General features: G+C 55.8%; 23 protein-coding genes. 3 read left to right on the forward strand and 20 right to left on the reverse strand.

Annotated features, from left to right (window positions below; all coding sequences use genetic code 11):
* Both cmoB and R3196_RS09360 read left to right on the forward strand, forming a co-directional pair.
* Positions 1–416: tRNA 5-methoxyuridine(34)/uridine 5-oxyacetic acid(34) synthase CmoB (cmoB, locus tag R3196_RS09355; protein ID WP_318936513.1), on the forward strand; the 416-nt coding region annotated here is incomplete at its 5' end.
* Between the two features lie 4 nt (positions 417–420).
* Complete coding sequence (locus tag R3196_RS09360) at positions 421–1332, forward strand: LysR family transcriptional regulator (protein WP_318936514.1); 912 nt, start codon at positions 421–423, stop codon at positions 1330–1332.
* Here the strand turns inward: R3196_RS09360 and galU are convergent.
* The 16 genes from galU to R3196_RS09440 form a co-directional block, all read right to left on the reverse strand.
* On the reverse strand, positions 1301–2212 hold the full coding sequence (galU, locus tag R3196_RS09365) for a UTP--glucose-1-phosphate uridylyltransferase GalU (protein ID WP_318936515.1): 912 nt from the start codon (positions 2210–2212) through the stop codon (positions 1301–1303). The genes R3196_RS09360 and galU overlap by 32 nt on opposite strands.
* Before the next feature lie 12 nt (positions 2213–2224).
* Positions 2225–3718 carry a peptide MFS transporter gene (locus tag R3196_RS09370; RefSeq protein ID WP_318936516.1) on the reverse strand — a complete coding sequence of 498 codons (1494 nt, stop codon included), beginning with the start codon at positions 3716–3718 and terminating at the stop codon, positions 2225–2227.
* Between the two features lie 118 nt (positions 3719–3836).
* Positions 3837–4571, reverse strand: coding sequence for a VacJ family lipoprotein (locus R3196_RS09375; RefSeq protein WP_318936517.1), 735 nt, complete (start codon positions 4569–4571; stop codon positions 3837–3839).
* Positions 4572–4583: 12 nt separating this feature from the next.
* On the reverse strand, positions 4584–5801 hold the full coding sequence (gene ccmI / locus R3196_RS09380) for a c-type cytochrome biogenesis protein CcmI (RefSeq protein WP_318936518.1): 1218 nt from the start codon (positions 5799–5801) through the stop codon (positions 4584–4586).
* Between the two features lie 6 nt (positions 5802–5807).
* Positions 5808–6290: a cytochrome c-type biogenesis protein gene (locus R3196_RS09385; RefSeq protein WP_318936519.1), complete on the reverse strand. Its 483-nt coding sequence runs from the start codon at positions 6288–6290 to the stop codon at positions 5808–5810.
* The gene (locus R3196_RS09390) at positions 6287–6850 is read right to left on the reverse strand and encodes a DsbE family thiol:disulfide interchange protein (RefSeq protein WP_318936520.1); all 564 of its coding nucleotides are present in this window, start codon (positions 6848–6850) and stop codon (positions 6287–6289) included. Before R3196_RS09390 ends, R3196_RS09385 begins: the two co-directional genes overlap by 4 nt.
* Positions 6850–8820, reverse strand: coding sequence for a heme lyase CcmF/NrfE family subunit (locus R3196_RS09395; protein WP_318936521.1), 1971 nt, complete (start codon positions 8818–8820; stop codon positions 6850–6852). Before R3196_RS09395 ends, R3196_RS09390 begins: the two co-directional genes overlap by 1 nt.
* Complete coding sequence (ccmE, locus tag R3196_RS09400; protein ID WP_318936522.1) at positions 8817–9347, reverse strand: cytochrome c maturation protein CcmE; 531 nt, start codon at positions 9345–9347, stop codon at positions 8817–8819. The genes R3196_RS09395 and ccmE overlap by 4 nt, the downstream gene beginning before the upstream one ends.
* On the reverse strand, positions 9347–9553 hold the full coding sequence (gene ccmD / locus R3196_RS09405; protein WP_318936523.1) for a heme exporter protein CcmD: 207 nt from the start codon (positions 9551–9553) through the stop codon (positions 9347–9349). The genes ccmE and ccmD overlap by 1 nt, the downstream gene beginning before the upstream one ends.
* Positions 9550–10284 (reverse strand): heme ABC transporter permease, encoded by a 735-nt coding sequence (locus R3196_RS09410; RefSeq protein WP_318936524.1) that lies wholly within the window; start codon positions 10282–10284, stop codon positions 9550–9552. The genes ccmD and R3196_RS09410 overlap by 4 nt, the downstream gene beginning before the upstream one ends.
* Before the next feature lies 1 nt (position 10285).
* Positions 10286–10969, reverse strand: coding sequence for a heme exporter protein CcmB (gene ccmB, locus R3196_RS09415; RefSeq protein WP_318936525.1), 684 nt, complete (start codon positions 10967–10969; stop codon positions 10286–10288).
* Positions 10966–11592, reverse strand: a complete 627-nt coding sequence (gene ccmA, locus R3196_RS09420) for a cytochrome c biogenesis heme-transporting ATPase CcmA (RefSeq protein WP_318936526.1) — start codon at positions 11590–11592, stop codon at positions 10966–10968. Before ccmA ends, ccmB begins: the two co-directional genes overlap by 4 nt.
* Positions 11593–11674: 82 nt before the next feature.
* Positions 11675–13612 (reverse strand): prepilin-type N-terminal cleavage/methylation domain-containing protein, encoded by a 1938-nt coding sequence (locus tag R3196_RS09425; protein WP_318936527.1) that lies wholly within the window; start codon positions 13610–13612, stop codon positions 11675–11677.
* Positions 13602–14741, reverse strand: coding sequence for a pilus assembly PilX N-terminal domain-containing protein (locus tag R3196_RS09430; protein WP_318936528.1), 1140 nt, complete (start codon positions 14739–14741; stop codon positions 13602–13604). Before R3196_RS09430 ends, R3196_RS09425 begins: the two co-directional genes overlap by 11 nt.
* Positions 14731–15357 carry a prepilin-type N-terminal cleavage/methylation domain-containing protein gene (locus R3196_RS09435; RefSeq protein ID WP_318936529.1) on the reverse strand — a complete coding sequence of 209 codons (627 nt, stop codon included), beginning with the start codon at positions 15355–15357 and terminating at the stop codon, positions 14731–14733. Before R3196_RS09435 ends, R3196_RS09430 begins: the two co-directional genes overlap by 11 nt.
* Positions 15351–15911, reverse strand: coding sequence for a GspH/FimT family pseudopilin (locus tag R3196_RS09440; RefSeq protein WP_318936530.1), 561 nt, complete (start codon positions 15909–15911; stop codon positions 15351–15353). Before R3196_RS09440 ends, R3196_RS09435 begins: the two co-directional genes overlap by 7 nt.
* 89 nt (positions 15912–16000) lie before the next feature.
* Between R3196_RS09440 and R3196_RS09445 the strand changes: the two genes are divergently transcribed.
* Positions 16001–16390, forward strand: a complete 390-nt coding sequence (locus R3196_RS09445) for a type IV pilin protein (protein ID WP_318936531.1) — start codon at positions 16001–16003, stop codon at positions 16388–16390.
* A 30-nt stretch (positions 16391–16420) separates the two neighbouring features.
* On the opposite strand, the gene ispH is transcribed toward R3196_RS09445, so the two are convergent.
* From ispH to R3196_RS09465, 4 genes are all read right to left on the reverse strand, one after another.
* Positions 16421–17365: a 4-hydroxy-3-methylbut-2-enyl diphosphate reductase gene (ispH, locus tag R3196_RS09450; protein ID WP_318936532.1), complete on the reverse strand. Its 945-nt coding sequence runs from the start codon at positions 17363–17365 to the stop codon at positions 16421–16423.
* Positions 17366–17387: 22 nt separating this feature from the next.
* Positions 17388–17831 carry an FKBP-type peptidyl-prolyl cis-trans isomerase gene (fkpB, locus tag R3196_RS09455; protein WP_318936533.1) on the reverse strand — a complete coding sequence of 148 codons (444 nt, stop codon included), beginning with the start codon at positions 17829–17831 and terminating at the stop codon, positions 17388–17390.
* Complete coding sequence (gene lspA, locus R3196_RS09460; RefSeq protein WP_318936534.1) at positions 17828–18331, reverse strand: signal peptidase II; 504 nt, start codon at positions 18329–18331, stop codon at positions 17828–17830. The genes fkpB and lspA overlap by 4 nt, the downstream gene beginning before the upstream one ends.
* The coding region (locus R3196_RS09465) for a class I tRNA ligase family protein (RefSeq protein WP_318936535.1) at positions 18324–19203 on the reverse strand (880 nt) is incomplete at its 5' end. The genes lspA and R3196_RS09465, both read right to left, overlap by 8 nt.

Below are 19203 nucleotides of genomic sequence, written 5' to 3' on the forward strand. Positions count from 1 at the left end.
CCGAACTGAAAGCCTTCGACACCGTGTTCAGCATGGGGGTGCTCTATCACCGCCGCTCACCCATCGATTTTCTGACGCAGCTGCGCGCCCAGCTCAAACCCGGTGGCCAGCTGGTGCTTGAAACCCTGGTTATCGAAGGCAATGCGCAGCAGGTACTGGTACCCGGCCAGACCTATGCCAAAATGCGCAATGTCTGGTTTCTTCCCAGCACCGCCGCCTTGTTACACTGGCTGGAACGCTGTGGGTTCAGCAGCGCCGTGGTGGTGGATGAATCGGTGACGGACCTCAGCGAACAGCGTGCCACCGACTGGATGACCGGTCAGTCACTGGCAGATTTTCTCGACCCCGATGATCGCAGTAAAACCATCGAGGGCTACCCGGCGCCGTTACGCGCCGTCATCATTGCCAAAGGCTAAGCCCATGAGCACCATCTATCGCCCCAAAACCACCCTCGAGCAATGGCGAATCCTGCAGGCGGTAGTTGACCATGGCGGCTATGCCCATGCTGCCGTAGCGCTGAATAAAAGCCAGTCGTCACTGAACCACGCAGTGGCAAAACTACAGGACGTACTGGGGGTCGAGATGCTGACCGTAATCGGCCGCAAAGCTCACCTGACCCCCATAGGTGAAGTCATGCTGCGCCGCTCCCGACAGCTGACGTCCCTGGTAACCGAACTCGAGCAGTTGGCGGATAATCTGAATAAAGGCTGGGAGCCACAAATCCGGCTGGCCCTGGAAATGTCCTTTGACCGCCAGCAAATTCTGCCGGTACTGACTGAGTTCCAGCTGCACAGCCGGGGCAGCCGCCTGATCATCGAAGACACGGTACTGACTGGCTCGGTGGAGCACATTCTGGAGCAGACTGCGGACATTGTGATCACCCATCAGTTACCCAAAGGCATTATTGGTGAACCGATTGCGCACTACCGTTTTGAACTGGTCGTTGGTGAGGACCACCCGCTGGCCCGCGAACCTCAGCCCATCAGCCCGGATCAGCTCAGCCAGCACCTGCAGATTGTCATTCGCGATACGGCGCGCAAGCCAGTGGAAGCCGAAGGTTGGCTGAAAGCCGAACAGCGCTGGACAGTGACCAATTTCACCGAGGCACTGCGGCTGGTACAGGCCGGTATTGGATTTTGCTGGCTCCCCCCCTTCGCGACCCGTGCCGCCAGTGGCATCCGTCGGGTTGAAGTGAGCGGTAGCTCACATCGTGCCGGCGCCCTTTATTTAGTGTTGCCCAAAAACGAAACAACCGGGCCTTGTGCCCGGTTGCTATACGATTTACTGAGTCAGCACCTGACTATGCCAGATCCTTCTGCGACAAATCCTTAAGCCAGGCTTGCAGCGGCTCCGCCAGTTGCGGATGCCGCAATGCGTGCTCAATGAACGCCTGGGTATAACCCAGCTTATTACCACAGTCATGACTGCGCCCTTTCATATAATAGGCATTCACCTGCTGCTCTTTCAGCAGCATCGCCATGGCGTCAGTCAGCTGAATCTCGTTGCCCGCGCCGACCGGAGTCTGTTCCAGCATAGCCCATAGGGCAGCCGGAAATACATAGCGCCCGACCACGGCCAGATCCGAAGGTGCAGAAGCAACCGACGGCTTTTCCACCAGCTGGCTGATAGCAGCCTGGTCACCAGGCTTAAGCTCAACGCCATTCAGGTCTGCGATGCCGTATTGATCAACCTTTTCATGGGGGACCTTCTCAACCATGACCTGAGCGGCCCCGGTGTCGTTAAAGTTGCGCACCATCTCGGCCAGATTATCGCGGCGTAAGTCGCAGCTGACTGAATCGACCAGTACATCAGGCAATACCACCGCGAATGGCTCATCACCAACTAACGGGCGGGCACAGAGAACAGCATGGCCAAGGCCCTTAGCCACACCCTGGCGCACCGACATTATAATCACGCCTTCCGGACAAAGCCCCTGCGCTTCGCTAAGCAACTGATGCTTGCTACGATGCTCCAGCGTCGCTTCCAGTTCAAAATTGGTATCAAAGTGGTCTTCGATCGCTTTCTTACTGGAATGGGTAACCAGAATAATCTCGGTCAACCCGGCTGCTGCGCACTCTTCAACAATAAACTGAATCAGCGGCCGATCCACTAACGGCAGCATTTCTTTCGCTATCGCTTTGGTACCGGGCAGCATGCGGGTCCCCAGACCCGCAACCGGTATCACTACTTTTTTAACCCCTTGCTTTAGCATCAACAACAATCCTTATTTTTTAGCTTTATCACCGATACCTTCGTGTTCAGCGACAGCTTCAAGCTCCTGCTCGATACCTTCTGCAGTAGTTGTCGGCTCAGTGCGCTCAGCACCGTGCATCCAACGCACCAGCATGCCGGAAATCAGCCATAATACGATAGCGAAAACAAGCAGGCCGACGGCCACGCCGCCAAATACCACCAGCAGCCCTGAGTATTCAGCCTGCAGGCCGATAGCGGCAGCAATATTTTGTGAGAAGGTAAAGGTTTCGGCATTTTCTGAGAACGCCCCCACCATACCGGCCAGCTTGCTGGCAATCGCCGGCATCAGGAACCAGATACCCATCACCAGTGACGCCAGCCGCAGCGGCGCCAGTTTGGTCATCAGTGACAAGCCAACCGGCGAGATACACAGTTCACCTAAGGTATGGAACAGGTAAGCCAGCACCAGCCAGATCATGTTGGCCTTACCGGTAGCCTGAATTTCATATAAACCAAAAATCAGGAACAGGAAGCCGATAGCCGTCAGTACCAGGCCGGCGAAAATTTTGATCGGCGCATCCGGGCTACTGTCACGCTTATGCAATGTCACCCAGAGCACCGAGAAAATCGGCGCGAAGATCAGAATAAACAGCGGATTTAATGACTGGAAGTAACCCGCCGGAATGATCGAGTCACCAAACGTACGGTCAGTATACTGATCGGCGAAAATATTCATCAGACCACCGGCTTGCTCAAAGGCCAGCCAGAATACGGTTACGAATACGAACAGGAATAAAATAACCCGCAGACGATCAAATTCAATTTTGGTGAGGGGCTTTTTCACGCCGCCGGAGGCCAGACGGTCGCGCTTGGCACCGGGAACTTTACCGATATCACCAAGAAAGCGCTGGAAGAACAGCCCCTGGGTAATAACCGCCAGGGTCATACCAATACCAGCGGCAAAGTAGCCCCAGCGCCAGCCGTATTCCGGGCTTTCACCTAAGGTTGAGGTGATCAGCGGCGCGATAAAGGCGCCCAGGTTAATACCCATATAGAAAATAGAGAAGGCACTGTCGCGGCGGGCATCGCCCTGCGGATAAAGGTCACCGACTATGGTCGAGATGTTCGGCTTGAACATACCGTTACCGGCAATCAGCAGGCCCAGACCAACATAAAACAGATCAAGGCTGTGTGGCGTAGCCGCGAACAGCACAAACTGACCGGCCGCCATCAAGATACCACCAAGCAGAATCGACAGGCGCTGGCCGAGGAAATTATCAGCTAACCAACCACCAATCAGCGGGGTAAAATAAACCAGGGCCGTGTAGGTACCATACAATGACAGGGCATCGCCCTGACTCATACCAAAACCCGGGTTGGCTTCTTCGGTGGCGGCAACCAGCGTGAGAACCAACAGGGCTCGCATGCCATAGTAGGAAAAACGCTCCCACATTTCCGACGTAAATAACACATACAGACCTTTTGGGTGGCCCCAAAGGGTCGAATTGGATGGCGCCTGGCTCATACAATTTCCTCGTTAAATAATCGTTATAGTTATTATCAGTAAAAACGGTGAAGGGGATTTATAACGCAAGAGCCGCTGCAGGTGCAAGGCTCATGCGTTATTTAAATCGAATGTTGCGTTAAAACTGGTCGTAAAAATCTTCGTCCAGTTCTTCCTCTTGTTCGGTTGCTGGTGGGTTACCGTCGAATACCTTATCGCGCCAGCGCTGATAGTAGGCTTCACGCACAAAGGAGTATGGATCCAATGAGTTTTCCAGTAACTCTTCCTGTTGCTGCAGTTCCAGCCGGGTATTCAGGCCTTTGATGATGACCCGCGCGATGGAAGTCGGAGTACTGAGATCATCGAGCGGAAAATACAGACTATCAACCAAATCGCCACCGCGATCAGTGGGCACGGTTGGCCCCATCGCCGGCAGCATCAGATACGGCCCATCACCGATACCCCAGAATGCCAGGGTTTCGCCGAAGCCTTCGTCACGGCGGTTCAGGCCCAGCGGCGACGCAACATCGAAAATGCCGAATACACCGACCGTACTGTTAATAGCGAAGCGCCAGAAGGTCACGCCAGCGTCAGTCACCTTACCCTGCAGTACGTTGTTGACCAGCGAGGAGGGTTCACTGAGGTTCTCGGCTGCGTTCAGCAAACCGGTGCGCACAGGCTGCGGCAACTTGCCGTAGGTGCGGGCAGCAGGCCATAAAATGGCATCATCAAATTCCTGGTTAAAATCCCATAAATCGCGGTTGAGATCCTCAAAAGGATCCCGCGGGTCCGCATACATATCTTTCTCAGGCGAGGCCGCGCAAGCAGACAGCACCAGGGCCATTAAAACTACACCTATCATTCTCAGTTGCACAATAACCTCCTGTTATAATTCTAGTTTCAGGTCTCTGATAACCAGCTTGACCTGAGCGGTGCCGGGCTCTACAGTGACCGGCCCGGCATCCAGATCCCCGGGTGCCTGATCAATCTGTTCGTCCGCCGAAATGCGCGCCATCACCTGCCACTGCTGCAATGTGCTCAGGCGATAATCATCCAGCATAGCATCTGCATCTGAAAGGGTGACCAGTACCGGAAACTCGTCAACGGGCTGACGAACCACAGCCGCTGGCATCGGAACGCCGTCCGGATCCCGCACATACACGAACAGAGTACCATCCGGCGGCACCATCGCTGCCACCGAGGGGTGCACATCAACCAGCACCTCAAGCTTCAGCTGCGCACCGGCCAGTCTGTCCTGCGCATCGGTCAGCGCCGAATCAATCGCCTGATACCTGGCGTCGGTTTCGGGTAGCTGCTGCAACAGCAACTGCCAGGCCGTTACCGCCTGCTGATAATCACCGCGTTGATAAGCCACCACGCCCAGTAACGATAAAGCATCGGGATTCTGCGGATCAGCTGACAATACCTGCGACAATAACCGGGCCGCTTTGCCCAGGTATTGTTCATCACCGGTGCTCACCAGCAGCTGGGCGTAACTCAACTGCGTACTGGTGCGGTCAGGATCCAGCTGATACGACTTCTCAAACGCGTCAATTGCCTGCTCCAGTTGGCCCAAAGCCAGCATTACCCGGCCGTACACCAGCCAGGCCACCGCATCATCCGGCGCCCGCAGTAATTTTTGTCGTAAGCCCAGGGCAAAGGTTTCCAGCTCTTCCGGCGTCGTCTGCGCGCTGTCATCGGTGATCACCTTACGGCCCAACTCCGGCAACGCCTGCAAGGCTTCATCAGCCTGCTGCTGTAAGCCCCAGCTACCAAAGGCCATATAACCACCAACACCTAACACCATCACCACTGCGGCCGGTAACCAGAGGCCGCTGCGGATGCGCTCATCATGCAGCTGCTCCAGTTCGGCATTTTCATGTACAAAACGCTTATCCAGTTCGCGCCGGCTGCGGCGTGCGGCATCTTCACTAAGCAGCCCTTCAGCAATTTCCTGATCCAGTTCCTGTATCCGCTGTTCGTACAGCTCGCGGTTCACATCCAGCCGCGTCCGTTGCCGTTCATGTTGCCGGCGGCCCGTAACCATCAGAAATACGCCCGCAGCAAGTACCACAACGACTATCATTAGCAGGTTCATCCACATAGGCGGTTAGTCCTGTTCCTTATCTGTGCGACGCAACCGCGCCAGTTGCTGTTCTTCTTCAACCGACAGTGCCTCGGGTTCGGCCCGTGCCCGCGCGCGCACAACGACCACCAGAATACCAATCAGAATAATCCCGAACGGCCCCCACCATAAAATACTGGTGCTGACTTGCCAGGGCGGCTGGTAATGGGCGAAATCGCCGTAGCGCTCGACCATGTAATTAATCACTTCCTGCTTACTGGCGCCGTTCTGCACCATAGTGTAGGTGCGGTCGCGCAAGTCTTTGGCCAGCGGAGCATCTGAATCAGCGATGCTCTGGTTCTGACATTTCGGGCAGCGCAATTCGTTTATCAATTCGTGAAATAACGCCTGCTTGTGTGGATCGTCAAAGGCATAAGTCTGCAGACTGGCAGCGCCTGCTGCCGAAGCGCCCACCAGCAACAGCCAGCCAGCAAGCAGATTTAACGCCAGCAGATTAGCTCGTTTCATCGGTCGCCTCCTGCTGCCATCAGCTCGTCGTACATGGGCTTCAGGGTGCTGCTCCAGACCCGCTCATTAACATCACCAACATGGCGGTACTGAATGTAGCCATCGGCATCAATAAGGAAGGTCTCAGGCGCGCCGTACACACCCAGATCAATAGCAACCATGCCGCGTTCATCAAACAGATTCAGCTGGTACGGATCACCCAGGGTATTGAGCCAGTTGACCGCCTTCGCGCGCGAATCATCTTTGTAATTGAGCCCGACGATATACACGCCCTGCACTGCTAACTGATTCAGATAGTCATGCTCAGCCCGGCAGGTCGGGCACCAGGTCGCCCACACGTTCAGCAACATCGGCCGGCCCTGCAGGACCTCTTCAGTATAGACAACGTCCGGGTTATAGATATCCGGCAGTTCGAACTGTGGGACCGGTTTGCCAACCAGAGCTGAACTCAGCTCGGTAGGATCAGAAAACAACCCCCGCAGCAAAAAGCCAACCAGCAATAAAAACACCAGCAATGGCAGTGCCAGCACCACCCAGCGTAAAGACTGGTTCTCAGCCATTATAAACCTCCTGCCAGCGTCGGCTGCTGGCGCCGCGATGCGCGGTAGCGTTTATCACTCATCGCCAGCGCGCCACCCAGTGCCATCAATAAGGCACCCAGCCAAATCCAGCGTACAAAGGGCTTCACATAAATGCGCAGAGCCCAGGCTCCGCTACTATCATCAAGGGGTTCGCCCAGCGCCACATAAAGGTCGCGGGTAAAACCAGCGTCCAATCCGACCTCGGTCATGCTGGTACGCTGCACTGTGTAAAAACGCTTCTCGGTAACCAGTTCACTTACCACCCGGCCATCGCGGGTAACGGTAAATTCTGCATGATCGGCGATATAATTCGGTCCCTGCACCTGGCTCAGCGAGTCAAAGTGGAAGTCATAGCCCTGTACCTGAACGGTTTCACCCGGCGCCAGCCGCAAATCACGCTCAACTTCATACTGGCTCACGGCAGCAATACCGATTAAAGTCACCGCAAAACCAAGATGGCCCAGCACCATGCCCCAGTGGCTGCGGCCGAGTTTCACCAGGCCGTTGATGCCCTGCCCGCGCTGCTGCACCCGCAGCCGCAGCTCGTTGACCAGCGAGAGCACGATCCAGAAGCTCAATACCAGCCCTAACACCGTCATGGCGTGGATCTGATCGGCCAGAATGGCTGGCAGCGTCCAGGCCAGCAGCAGCGCCAGCACCAACGTCAGTAACAGTGAGCCAGCCAGTGGCTTTAACTCCTGCCGGCGCCAGCGAAATAAGGGCCCCAGCCCCATCAGCAGCACAAAAGGCACAATCAGCCAGGTGAACATCTGATTAAAGAAAGGCACGCCAATTGAGATAGAGCCCAGACCAAGTTCTTTGTGCACCAGCGGCAGCAAGGTGCCCAGCAGCACCACCAGGGTAGCGGCCATCAGCAGCACATTGTTGCCCAGCAGCATGACCTCGCGCGATACCGCTTCATAACGGGTATGGGTGCTGACCGCGCCGGCGCGCAGCATAAACAGCAGCAGCGAACCGCCGATGACGACTGCCAGCAAGCCCAGAATAAAGAGCCCGCGGGCCGGATCCGTGGCAAAGGCATGCACTGACACGATGACCCCGGAGCGCACCAGGAAGGTACCGAGCAAGCTCAGGCTGAAGGCCAGAATCGCCAGAAACACTGTCCAGGCCTTAAATGTACCGCGTTTTTCGGTAACCGCCAGTGAGTGAATCAGCGCCGTACCGACCAGCCAGGGCATAAAACTGGCATTTTCAACCGGATCCCAGAACCACCAACCGCCCCAGCCGAGCTCGTAGTAGGCCCACCAGCTGCCCAGCGCTATACCCAGGGTCAGGAACGACCATGCCGCCGTGGCCCAGGGCCGTGACCAGCGCGCCCAGGATGCATCCAGCTTGCCGGCCATCAGTGCCGCAATAGCGAAGGCAAAGGCCACTGAGAAACCCACATAGCCCATGTACAGCAGTGGCGGGTGAATAATCATGCCCGGATCCTGCAACAACGGATTCAGGTCGCGGCCATCCACCGGAATCAGTGGCAGGGCACGATCAAAGGGGTTCGAAACCGACAGCATGAACAGGTAGAAGCCAACACTAATTAGCCCCAGAATCGCCAGTACCCGGGCCATCATGGTCACCGGCATGCGCCGTGAGAATAACGCCACCGCGGCTATCCAGCCGGCCTGCATCAGCATCCACAGCAGAAAGGACCCTTCGTGCGAGCCCCACACCGCGGTGATGCGATAAATCAGTGGCAGTTGACTGTTGGAGTTAGCCGCCACATAAGCAATAGTAAAATCGTTCTGAATAAAGGCCCAGGTCAGGGCGATATAGGCCAGCAGGGTGAAGAAAAACTGGCCATAAGCCAATGGCCGCGCCAGCATCATGGCGCCGCTATGGCCACGTTGTGCGCCCCATAGCGGATAAATCGCCAGCAAGGCCGAAAAGGCCAGCGCCAGCGCCATGGTTATTTGTCCAAATTCAGCTGTCATCGGTAGCCACCATTATCAGCACCATCCGTATCCTGCTTATCATCAATGGGTTTGGCGAAAGCATCCGGCCGGTTCGGGTTCACATGCTTGATACCTTTCATGGCCTCAGCCAGCTCCGGCGGCATGTATTCTTCATCGTGCTTGGCCAGCACTTCTGTGGCCTGCAGTACATCCGGCTCCACCAGGGTACCCTGCGCAACAATACCCTGCCCCTCGCGGAACAGGTCCGGCAGAATGCCGGTATAAAGTACCGTCATTTCGGGCCCGGTATCGGTGACCCGGAAACGTACCTGCAGGGTCTGTGGATCGCGGCGTACGGATCCTTCCACCACCATGCCGCCAACGCGAATACGCTGGCCGACCTGCGGCCGCGCCAGGTCTTTGCCTTTACCGGCCAGCACTTCGCTGGGCGTATAAAACAGGTCAATATTCTGGTTCAAAGCATAGAGAATCAAACTCACAGCCACAGCGACACCGGCTATCAGTGAAATTACCCAGGTCAGACGTTTTTTACGGCGAGGGATCATCAGCGACTACGCTCCTGCTGCTTACGACGGGCCAGCCGTTGCTGGCGTTGCTGTTGCAGCTTGCTTTGTTGCTGCAAACTGCGGCGGGTTATTAACCCATGGATCATCAGGGCTGCCAGTGCCGCCAGCGTAACACCGAACGACAACCAGACAAAAAAACCGTACCCGCCCATATTAATGACTTCATTCCAGCCTGAAAAGCTCATTGGTCTAACTCCTGCTGCACCCAGCTCCGGTGCAGTTCCTGCCGCAGAATTTCGTTGCGCAGCCGCTGGCAGACAAAGGCCGCGGTCATCAGAGCAAAGCCCAGCAGGCAAATGAGCAGCGGAATCAACATGCTGGTCGCCATCGACGGCTTTTCAAATTTAGTAATAGTGGCGCCCTGATGCAGAGAATTCCACCAGTACACTGAGTAATGAATAATAGGCACGTTAACCACGCCCACCAGCGCCAATATGCCGGCAGCTTTAGCGCCGGTGCGGCTGTCACTGAACGCATGGTAAAGCGCTATCACGCCCAGATATAAAAACAGCAGGATGAGTTCAGAGGTCAGCCGCGCGTCCCACTCCCACCAGGTGCCCCACATGGGTTTGCCCCACACCGCACCGGTAAACAACGCGATAAAGGTCAGCACCGCGCCTACCGGCGCGATAGCGGCAATGGCCCACTCAGCGGTGCGGATCTGCCACACCAGCGCAATCAGCGCCGCAATCGCCATGGCGGTATAAGTGCCCATGGAAAAGATCGCCGCTGGCACATGGATATAAATAATCCGGTAACTATCGCCCTGCTGATAATCCGGCGGCGCATACAACAACCCCCAGATCAGCCCGACTGCCAGTGTCAGCACCGCGCTGCCGGTTAACCAGGGCAACCAGCGGCCCAACAGCCGGTAGGTCGCTTCACCTTTTGCATAGGGATGTAACCATCGCCACATATCAGTTCACACTCACTCGTATCGCCCCTGCTACCGCCAGCGGTGCCAGCGTCAGGGTTAACACCATCAGGCCGGCTAATAGTACCACCTGACCCACCACAGGCGCACCCACCAGTGCCCCCTCAACGGCCGCGGCCGCAAAAATCAGCAGCGGAATAAATAACGGCAGCAATAACAGGCTCAGCAAGGCGCCACCGCGACCTAAGCTTACCGTCAGCGCCGCGCCAATAGCGGTCAACGCGCTTAAAACAGGTGTGCCCAGCAATAACGTCAGCAGCAGCGTACTCCAGCCTTCTACGGGTAGTTTCAGTAATAAGGCGGTCAGCGGCGTAAGGATCACCAGCGGCAGACCGCTCAGCAGCCAGTGGACGAAAATTTTTGCCAGCGCCAGCACCGGCAGTGGCACCGGCAGCAACGTCATCTGCTCCAGGCTGCCGTCCAGGTAGTCGTCGCGAAATAACCGTTCTGACCCCAGCAGTGCCGCCAGCAAGGCGGTCACCCAGATCACGCCGGCGGCAATGCGGCCCAGCACATCCGGACCTGGCCCCACCGCCAACGGGAATAACGACACCACCATAATGACAAATAACAGCGGATTAACGATATCACTGCGCCGCCGCAGCGCCACTTTCAGATCGCGCCGCATCAGAATTTTTACCAGAGCCCAGGTTGACGCCCGGTTCATGAGACCACCTCAACCCGCAGGTGTTTCAGTTGCGGCGGCTGCCAGCTCAGTGGCTGATGAGAGGTCAGTATCAGGGTTCCGCCCGCAGCCGAATGCTCCGCAAAGCGCTGTTGCAGTAGTTCAATACCAGCCTGATCCAGCGCCGTAAACGGCTCATCCAGTATCCACAAGGGTGCCGGGCTGTACCATAGCCGCGCCAGGGCAATGCGGCGTTGTTGCCCGGCCGATAACTGCTGAGCCGGAATATCTTCCAGCCCGAGCAAACCGACCGTTTCCAGCAGCTGCCAGGGATCGGCGACTGTGGCACCATCAAAGCAGGCTTGTAAATCGAGGTTTTCGAGGGCGGTCAGCTCGCTTTTCACCGCGGCTTTATGACCGATAAATAATAACCTGCGCTGCCACTGCTCAAGGTCAGCGGCGGCTGGCTGGCCAAACAGGTCAACCTGGCCACGCTGCGGTGTCAGCAAGCCGGCAAGAATTCGCAGCAGGGTTGATTTACCCGCGCCATTGGGGCCTTCCACATGCAGCACGCCGCCAGCCTCTACCTGCACATCTAAATCAGCAAATAAAGTGCGGCCAGCACGAACTGAAGTTAACTGCTGGGCTTTGACAACCACGGTCATGGACGGCTCTGGCTCTGCTCTGGCAACATGAAATTAAGGCTGATCCTACCACAGGTTGGCCCTGTGGTAGAACAATCAACGCTTAGTTTTCAGTCATCAGCACGCTATGCGTCTGGTTGCTACTCAGGTTGCTTACCTGAATCACTGATGGATCAAAAGTAAAGCCAGCCTTACTAAAGTAAATATCGAGACTGGTACCGGCAGGTATGCCATTACAGGCGAAATTACCGGTATCCGCGTTACCTTGTTTAGAGTAACTGCAGCTGACATTCATATTTGAGGTGGTGATCTGAACATCCTTATACTGGTTTGGTTTACAGGCCTGATTGAAGATGTCCAGGCAGTTCACTTCGCCGGTAACCGAGTACAGGGTGGCGCCGGTGCTATCACTGGTGTCGTCCACTGTAACGGTTAAGCTGCTGCTCAGGTCGTTGAGTTCACTTGGATGAATCGCGACGCTGCCGATAACACTGGCATTACCCTCGCGGGCGGTTACCGTCATAATCGAGGTACCACCACTGTTGGCGGTGACCCGGCCACGGGAGTAGGTCCCATAGAAGTTATTGATTGGGTCAACCAGAGTCTGAATCGGCTCATTACTCACGTCAGCTACCGTTGGCGCTGAAGCACTCCAGTCCGCCAGCAGGGTCAGGTTCACTTCGTAAAAGGGGACTTTGGCGATCCAGTCCGGTTCATTATTGGCGATTGCGGTTTGCACTGCCTGTAAATGCGCCGGGGTCATCTCATCAAGATAGATACCGCGGGCGATGAGCTGATACGCACCAGGTTCCACAGTAATATCCCGTCCGGCGAGCTCAGCCGGCAGCGCTGTACCGGTTACCAGCGCCTTAACCACCGCGCGCACGTAATCCGCATAGGCTTCATTACCCGCGGAGTCGATCAGGAAGTCGGCGCTGGTTGCTGTCAGTGCCTCAAACTCCCAGTCCGGATACATCGCATAATAGCCATCAATCCGGCGCATCCGGCAAGACTCTTCATACACATCGCTCAGAGTGGCTTGCACCAGCTCGCCGTTGAGATAATAAAAATGCCTGTGGTCGCCGCTTGGCAGCCGGTTGGCAAGGGCTTCCTCGCGATAAACCAGGCCGGCATTGACCATATCGTTATTATCGTGGTGATCGCGGCAGCATTGCCCGCAAAGAACCGGCTGGTCGTTATCCGCCGGCTCACCACGCATCTTGTTCGCTACCTGCTGGCCGGCATCCGGATCCAGCGCCAGACGACCGTCCTGCAGGGTCAGGCGGTTGGGGGCAAAGCCGTCATCGCCGATACTGGTAAAACGGCAGCTACAGTTAACGGTAACAAAATCCTCTACCCGCTGGGTTTGGGTGGCTTCATCATAGGTTACCGTATCAAAAGTAACCTGCAGCTTATCGCCCCGGCGCTCTACCTGCGGCGTTGGCTTGGTGGTTTCCTTGACCTGATAGGACACCGCCGTGTCGTCCTCGGTGAGTTTTACCGCGATAACCTCGGGCGCGGCCCCTGGATTATAAACCACTTTAGGGTCAGGTCGCGGCGCCGGAGATGTCACAACGAGACCACCATCGCGACCGGATATTTTGCCCAGCCAGGCTTCCAGCAACAGGTTTTGTTGCTCGCCACCGCGAGCAACCCAGTTTACCGATATGGTCGTCGCCTTGGCATCGGGTTGCGCCGGTAAGGGTGACGGCAAATTGGCATCGCCGGTGGTTACCCAGCCCGCATTATAATAGTAGGGGTCAACCTGCCAGCTCATTGAGTAAGTCTTATTGTCCCTGGTGATGGTGGCGGTTCCTGAACTGATATCCGCATATTCGGTAAACCGCATCTGCTCCAGCTTCTGTTCGGCAATCTCCAGGGCAGCGGTGCGCTCGGCTGCGCGGGTCGAACTCTGAATAAAGGTGCGTTGTAAACTCACCAGTCCGGCTACCCCGACGGCGATAATCAATAGCGCAACCAGCAGTTCAACAAAGGTGAAACCCCGGCCCCTGGCGTTAAAAGTCATAGCGTTAAAAGTCATGCCAGCTACCTCCTACCCGGTGCACCCGACGAAATGTGCCCTTGTTGATCATATTGGTGAGTACGCTTTCGGCGTATCGCACCGTCAGATTACCATTGGAAAGATCCGGATTTCTATTTGCCAGTACCGAGCCATGTACCAGAGATCCGCCGTTCATCTGCAGCGAATATTGGGTGGCATTACCTGGCGTAGTAAAGGAAAACACCATCCCAAAGATAGTAGCACCACCGTTCATGGTTAAATGGGCATCCTGCATAACCAGAATAACCGGTTCTTCTTCGCTGCCAATGACATCGCCAGCCCCCATGGAGCAACTACCGGTTACCCAGATAAAGCCTTTGGAAGCGGGGCCAAGGCCGGTGCAGTCAGTGACCTGAATGTCGGCCAGTTCGCGCAAATCTTCCCAGCTTGCTTCGGGAACCCCGAACACATAATCGAGCAAGTCCGCCGGAAAGTTCGTATCATTATCGAGGATATCCATGCCATGGTCACCGCGTTCACTGAAGGGCTGCGATGAGCAATTGCCGTTGGAAAATTCTTCCTGACCACAGGTAGTACCGTTACCGTTAATATCGACATTGCCACTGGTCCAGATCGACAGCGGCACACCATCACCGCCACCGTTGGGGTTGGCAACAATCTGGAAGCTACCGGATACATTCATGTTGCCGCGCACGGCCACCGGCACCGCCGGCGCGCGCCGCATCAGTGGAATCACCGCCAGTTTCATACCGATATTTTTGCGACCCCGGCCATCAGCCGATTGAGCGACCAAATCGACGTCGACTATATCGACATCACCGCGCAGGGTATCGCTAATTCGTTGGCCGGTAAGTGTCGCTGTATACACACCAGCGCCAATTACTCCGGTAATGGTCCGATTCACATTGGTACGGTCGGCATCCAGTCGCATAATAACCCGCTCCAGCCCGGCATCGGCAATCACAAACGCTTCGTGGCTGGCCAGGTGGTTGCGCATGATCCGCTGCTCCTGCGCCTTAAAACGAGCGGTATAAAGCGTTACCAGAATGATTACCGCCAGCATCAGCACGGTGAGGGTCAGGGTGGCAAAGCCCTGCTGGACCTTAACCGGCGAGTAGACAGATGTGGCGCGGATATCAGAACGCATTGCGAATCACCACCCGGGTTGATAGTTCGCGGGTCATAGACGCATCCGACGGCACCGCGACTTGCAGGTTTACATCAATAACCTGCTCATTAATCAGGTTCAGCATCCGCTCGGTCATGGTAAAGGTCAGCCCGTTAACCTGCAGCATGGTGCTGCTGGTCAGGCTCTGCCAGCCGCTGGATGTGCAACTGGCGGAGCTCTGCCGGCGCTGTACCTGGCCGTCCCGCAGCCGATACCCAAAGTTTTCCGAAGCCCCGTCGTGTACTCCGTTTTTATTTTCATCGAAACTAAAGCTAATGCAGCTGTTTGCCGGTTCGCCGCTATAGTTGGTGATCACAATACTGTTATCAAAGGCAGTACTGGCATTAGTCGGGTCGGTGATCTGTTCGGCTGCGTCACCACGATACCCGGCGCGGCGCAAATCACCGACGATGAGCGCCATCACAGCGGTCGCTTCTTCATGCAACTGGCTTTGGTCGAGACTGCGGGAATTCACACCCAGGGTATTGGAAAATACGCTGGTTAAGGCGGCCATCAGAACCAGGCCCAGGGATATAGTGATCATCAGCTCAATCAGCGACAATCCTCGCTGACGGCGATAGCTTGTGGTCAGCATACCGGATACCCCCCGATATCGCCCAGTTGGCAATAGCGTAAGCGCCCCATCACACTGACAATAACGCGCACTTCGGCCTCCATAGTGCCATTTTCAAGTAGCTGATAACGTACCGTTCCGGCGTGGCCCTCGGCCAGGCCCCGTATAGCGTCAAAGCGGGTATAGCTGCCACTGCTGAAGTTCGCCCCGGCAAGTTCCACACCGTTAAAATCCGCGCTGTACTGCGCCCGCAACACGCCATTTATACTGCAGTCTTCAGTCAGGCAATTGCAGTTGTTCCGATCGCTCACCGCCGCGCACCAGCCTGTGGCGTCCTGCTGCCAGACAACGAAACGTGCCTCACCGCTACGCAGCGCATCGGAGCGCGCGTACTGCAATAAGGAGTAAGAATCCTGCGCGGCGCTCTGTATCCGCATAGAGCGGGCAATATCTAACATTGCCGGCACCCCGGCGCCAAGCACCAGGCTCAGGATCACCAGTGCCACCAGAGCTTCGAGTAACGTGAAGCCGGCAGCCTGCCTTAAACCCTTGTTAACTGTATGTATAGTGCGCATTGCGTTCCATCTGAAAATAGCGTATCAAATAGGTATGGCCTGATTATTATAGTAGCTCAAAAAAGCATCTTTTACGACAGGGGGAATAAATGCAAGTTAAAAAAACGTTACGCTCAATGAAAGGCATAACGCTGATTGAATTAATGGTGGTACTTCTCATCATCGGCATTCTTGGCGCCATCGCTTATCCGTCCTACGTGAGTTATGTACAGGAAGCGCGACGGGCAGATGCTATGGCACAGTTACTGGAACTGCAGATGGCGCAGGAAGAATGGCGTTTGCGTAATAGCAGCTATGCCGATCTGCCCTCACTGAGCGTGACCCCGAGCAGTCAGTATTACAGCTTTAGTGCCAGTAACGTCGGCGCCGAAACCTATACCCTCACCGCCACGGCAACCGGCAGCCAGACCGGTGACGTTAACTGCACCAGCATCAGTCTGAACCATAACGATGAGAAAACGCCGGCAGAATGCTGGTAAGACCTTTGGAAAGACCTTTGGATAAGAACGCTATTCGGCGTTGACGACCCGCAGCTCCGGCGGAATTGAAAAAGTAATATTTTCCAGGCGGCCACTGCGTTCGCGCGCGGTGGTGCCACCCCACTCCTGCAGTTGGCGGATCACATTCTGCACCAGCACCTCTGGTGCCGACGCACCGGCGGTAACCCCCACCCGTTGTTTATCGGCCACCCAATCGCGATTAATGCAGGAAGCATCATCAATCAGGTAAGCCGTGGTACCCATTTTCTCAGCCAGCTCGCGCAAGCGATTTGAATTAGAACTATTGCGGGCGCCCACCACCAGCAACACATCCACCTCAGCGGCCAGTTCTCGTACAGCATCCTGGCGGTTCTGGGTGGCATAGCAGATATCGTCTTTGCGTGGCCCCTGCACATCCGGGAATTTAGCCCGCAGCGCGTCGATCACATCAGCAGTATCATCAACCGATAGTGTGGTCTGGCTCATATAGTGCAGTTCCTGCGGATTCTTCACTTCCAGCCGCCCGACATCAGCAACCGATTCGACCAGGTAAATACCGCCACTTTCGTTATTGTACTGGCCCATGGTGCCTTCCACTTCCGGATGGCCGGCATGGCCAATCAGCACACATTCATGGCCTTTGCGACTGGCACGGGTCACTTCCATATGTACCTTAGTAACCAGCGGACAGGTGGCATCAAATACCCGCAGGCCGCGATCTTTGGCCGCCTGACGGACCGCCTGGGAAACCCCGTGGGCAGAAAAAATAACAATGCTGTCGTCAGGGATCTCATCGAGCTCCTCAACAAATACAGCACCACGCTGACGCAGTGAATCCACCACATATTTGTTGTGCACCACTTCGTGGCGCACATAAATGGGTGGCTCAAAAATTTCCAGCGCGCGCTCAACAATGGTGATCGCACGGTCAACGCCGGCACAAAAGCCGCGCGGATTAGCTAGTACAATCTCCATAGTTCCCTCCTCAGGGTTTACGTCAGGGGTTTACTTCGATGATTTCGACCGCAAACCGCACCCGCTGGCCAGCCAGTGGATGATTGAAATCGATCGTCACAAAACGCTCATTCACCGCCCGCACGATGCCCGGTAAATCCGTGCCATCGGGCTGGGTGAAAGCAATAATAGCGCCCACTTCAGGTTTAGTCTGATCGCTGAACTTAGTGCGGTCAACCTGATAAATATTATCCCGGTTCGGCTCACCGAAGGCATCTTCGGGCGCCAGCTCAAACTCACGTTCATCGCCGGCCCGCAGGCCTACCAGACAAGCTTCAAAATTTTCTGTCAGCGAGCCGTCGCCCATGCGAAACTTCGCCGGCTTACCGCCCATTTTCGTACTGTCGGCTACTGAGTCGTCGCTCAGCTTAATAGTAAAGTGCAACACCACTTCACGGCCATGTTCTATTGGCAGGCGCTTGATCATTTGGCTGGCTCCGGACGCTGTTCAAAAAAGGCTTCGAGCAACATCAGTACAGCACCCACTGAAATTGCCATATCAGCAACGTTGAAGGCAGGCCAGTGCCAGCCGTTCGCGTGCACATCGATAAAATCGATGACATAGCCATACATCATGCGATCCAGCACGTTGCCGAGGGCTCCCGCCAGAATCAGGGCAAACGCCAGATTCTGCCGCCATAAACTAGCTGCGTTACGCCGAAGCCAGATGATCAGCACAATGCTTACCGCAATGGCCAGGCCTGTGAACAGCCAGCGCTGCCAGCCGCCCTGGTCGGCCAGAAAGCTGAAAGCCGCGCCATAGTTCCGCACATAGGTAAAATCGACAAACGGCATCACGCTGATGCTTTCGTAAAGATCAAACACCCGGATCACCCATTGTTTGGTCAACTGATCCAGCACAATCAGCGCCAGCGTCAGCCACAAAAAGCGCAGACCCGAGGCCTGTTTCAGATTCGTATCAGGCAAAATGACGTTCCTCTCCAGCACCATCCACGTTCGTTACACAGCGCTTACATAATGTGGGATGGGATTCAATAGTGCCCACTTCAGGACGATGGTGCCAGCAGCGCTCACATTTCACATAAGGTGATTTGGCAACCTCAACCCACAGCCCCTCAATTTCGGTTTCTTTCGCGCCCGCCGGAGGCTTGGTGCTGACTTCGACCTTAACCGCTGAAGTCAGTAGCGCAAAGCGCAGTTCTTCGCCCAGGCTGGTCAACTTATCAGCCAGTTCCTGCTGGGCATAGAGGGTCAGTTCGGCCTGCAGCGAGCCGCCAATCACTTCATCCCGGCGTGCTTGTTCCAGCGCCCGGTTTACTTCATCGCGAATTTCCAGTAGCTGTTGCCAGAAGGCATTATCTTCATCACTCACCTGGATAGCATCCGCACCGCGGTACCAGACCTGCGCGAACACATATTTATCGCGCTTGCTGCCATCGGCCAGAGTCGCCGGCAGAACCTGCCAGATCTCCTGGGCGGTAAAGTTACAGATCGGCATCAGCCAGCGCACCAGGGCTTCAGCAATGTGATACATCGCGGTCTGACACGAGCGCCGCGCCACGCTGTCACGCTTGGCCGTGTACTGGCGATCTTTAATCACATCCAGATAGAAACTGCCCAGCTCAATTGAGCAGAAATGCATGAGTTTCTGCACCACCACATGGAACTGATAGTCGTCATAGGCGCTCAGCAGCTCCTCCTGCAGCGCCATAGCCCGGGCCACAATCCAGCGGTCGATATCGACCATGTCTTCAGGCTTAACGGCGTGCTGTGATGGCTCAAATTCATTGATGTTCGCCAGCAGGAAACGCGCGGTGTTGCGGATGCGGCGGTAGCTA

The sequence above is a fragment of the Pseudidiomarina sp. genome (assembly GCF_033722695.1).
GTDB lineage: Bacteria > Pseudomonadota > Gammaproteobacteria > Enterobacterales > Alteromonadaceae > Pseudidiomarina.

Coding starts and splice junctions, on each gene's coding strand:
- R3196_RS09360 (WP_318936514.1), top strand. CDS start 421: ATGAGCACCATCTATCGCCCCAAAACCACCCTCGAGCAATGGCGAATC.
- galU (WP_318936515.1), bottom strand. CDS start 2,212: ATGCTAAAGCAAGGGGTTAAAAAAGTAGTGATACCGGTTGCGGGTCTG.
- R3196_RS09370 (WP_318936516.1), bottom strand. CDS start 3,718: ATGAGCCAGGCGCCATCCAATTCGACCCTTTGGGGCCACCCAAAAGGT.
- ccmI (WP_318936518.1), bottom strand. CDS start 5,801: ATGTGGATGAACCTGCTAATGATAGTCGTTGTGGTACTTGCTGCGGGC.
- R3196_RS09385 (WP_318936519.1), bottom strand. CDS start 6,290: ATGAAACGAGCTAATCTGCTGGCGTTAAATCTGCTTGCTGGCTGGCTG.
- R3196_RS09390 (WP_318936520.1), bottom strand. CDS start 6,850: ATGGCTGAGAACCAGTCTTTACGCTGGGTGGTGCTGGCACTGCCATTG.
- R3196_RS09395 (WP_318936521.1), bottom strand. CDS start 8,820: ATGACAGCTGAATTTGGACAAATAACCATGGCGCTGGCGCTGGCCTTT.
- ccmE (WP_318936522.1), bottom strand. CDS start 9,347: ATGATCCCTCGCCGTAAAAAACGTCTGACCTGGGTAATTTCACTGATA.
- ccmD (WP_318936523.1), bottom strand. CDS start 9,553: ATGAGCTTTTCAGGCTGGAATGAAGTCATTAATATGGGCGGGTACGGT.
- R3196_RS09410 (WP_318936524.1), bottom strand. CDS start 10,284: ATGTGGCGATGGTTACATCCCTATGCAAAAGGTGAAGCGACCTACCGG.
- ccmB (WP_318936525.1), bottom strand. CDS start 10,969: ATGAACCGGGCGTCAACCTGGGCTCTGGTAAAAATTCTGATGCGGCGC.
- ccmA (WP_318936526.1), bottom strand. CDS start 11,592: ATGACCGTGGTTGTCAAAGCCCAGCAGTTAACTTCAGTTCGTGCTGGC.
- R3196_RS09425 (WP_318936527.1), bottom strand. CDS start 13,612: ATGACTTTTAACGCTATGACTTTTAACGCCAGGGGCCGGGGTTTCACC.
- R3196_RS09430 (WP_318936528.1), bottom strand. CDS start 14,741: ATGCGTTCTGATATCCGCGCCACATCTGTCTACTCGCCGGTTAAGGTC.
- R3196_RS09435 (WP_318936529.1), bottom strand. CDS start 15,357: ATGCTGACCACAAGCTATCGCCGTCAGCGAGGATTGTCGCTGATTGAG.
- R3196_RS09440 (WP_318936530.1), bottom strand. CDS start 15,911: ATGCGCACTATACATACAGTTAACAAGGGTTTAAGGCAGGCTGCCGGC.
- R3196_RS09445 (WP_318936531.1), top strand. CDS start 16,001: ATGCAAGTTAAAAAAACGTTACGCTCAATGAAAGGCATAACGCTGATT.
- ispH (WP_318936532.1), bottom strand. CDS start 17,365: ATGGAGATTGTACTAGCTAATCCGCGCGGCTTTTGTGCCGGCGTTGAC.
- fkpB (WP_318936533.1), bottom strand. CDS start 17,831: ATGATCAAGCGCCTGCCAATAGAACATGGCCGTGAAGTGGTGTTGCAC.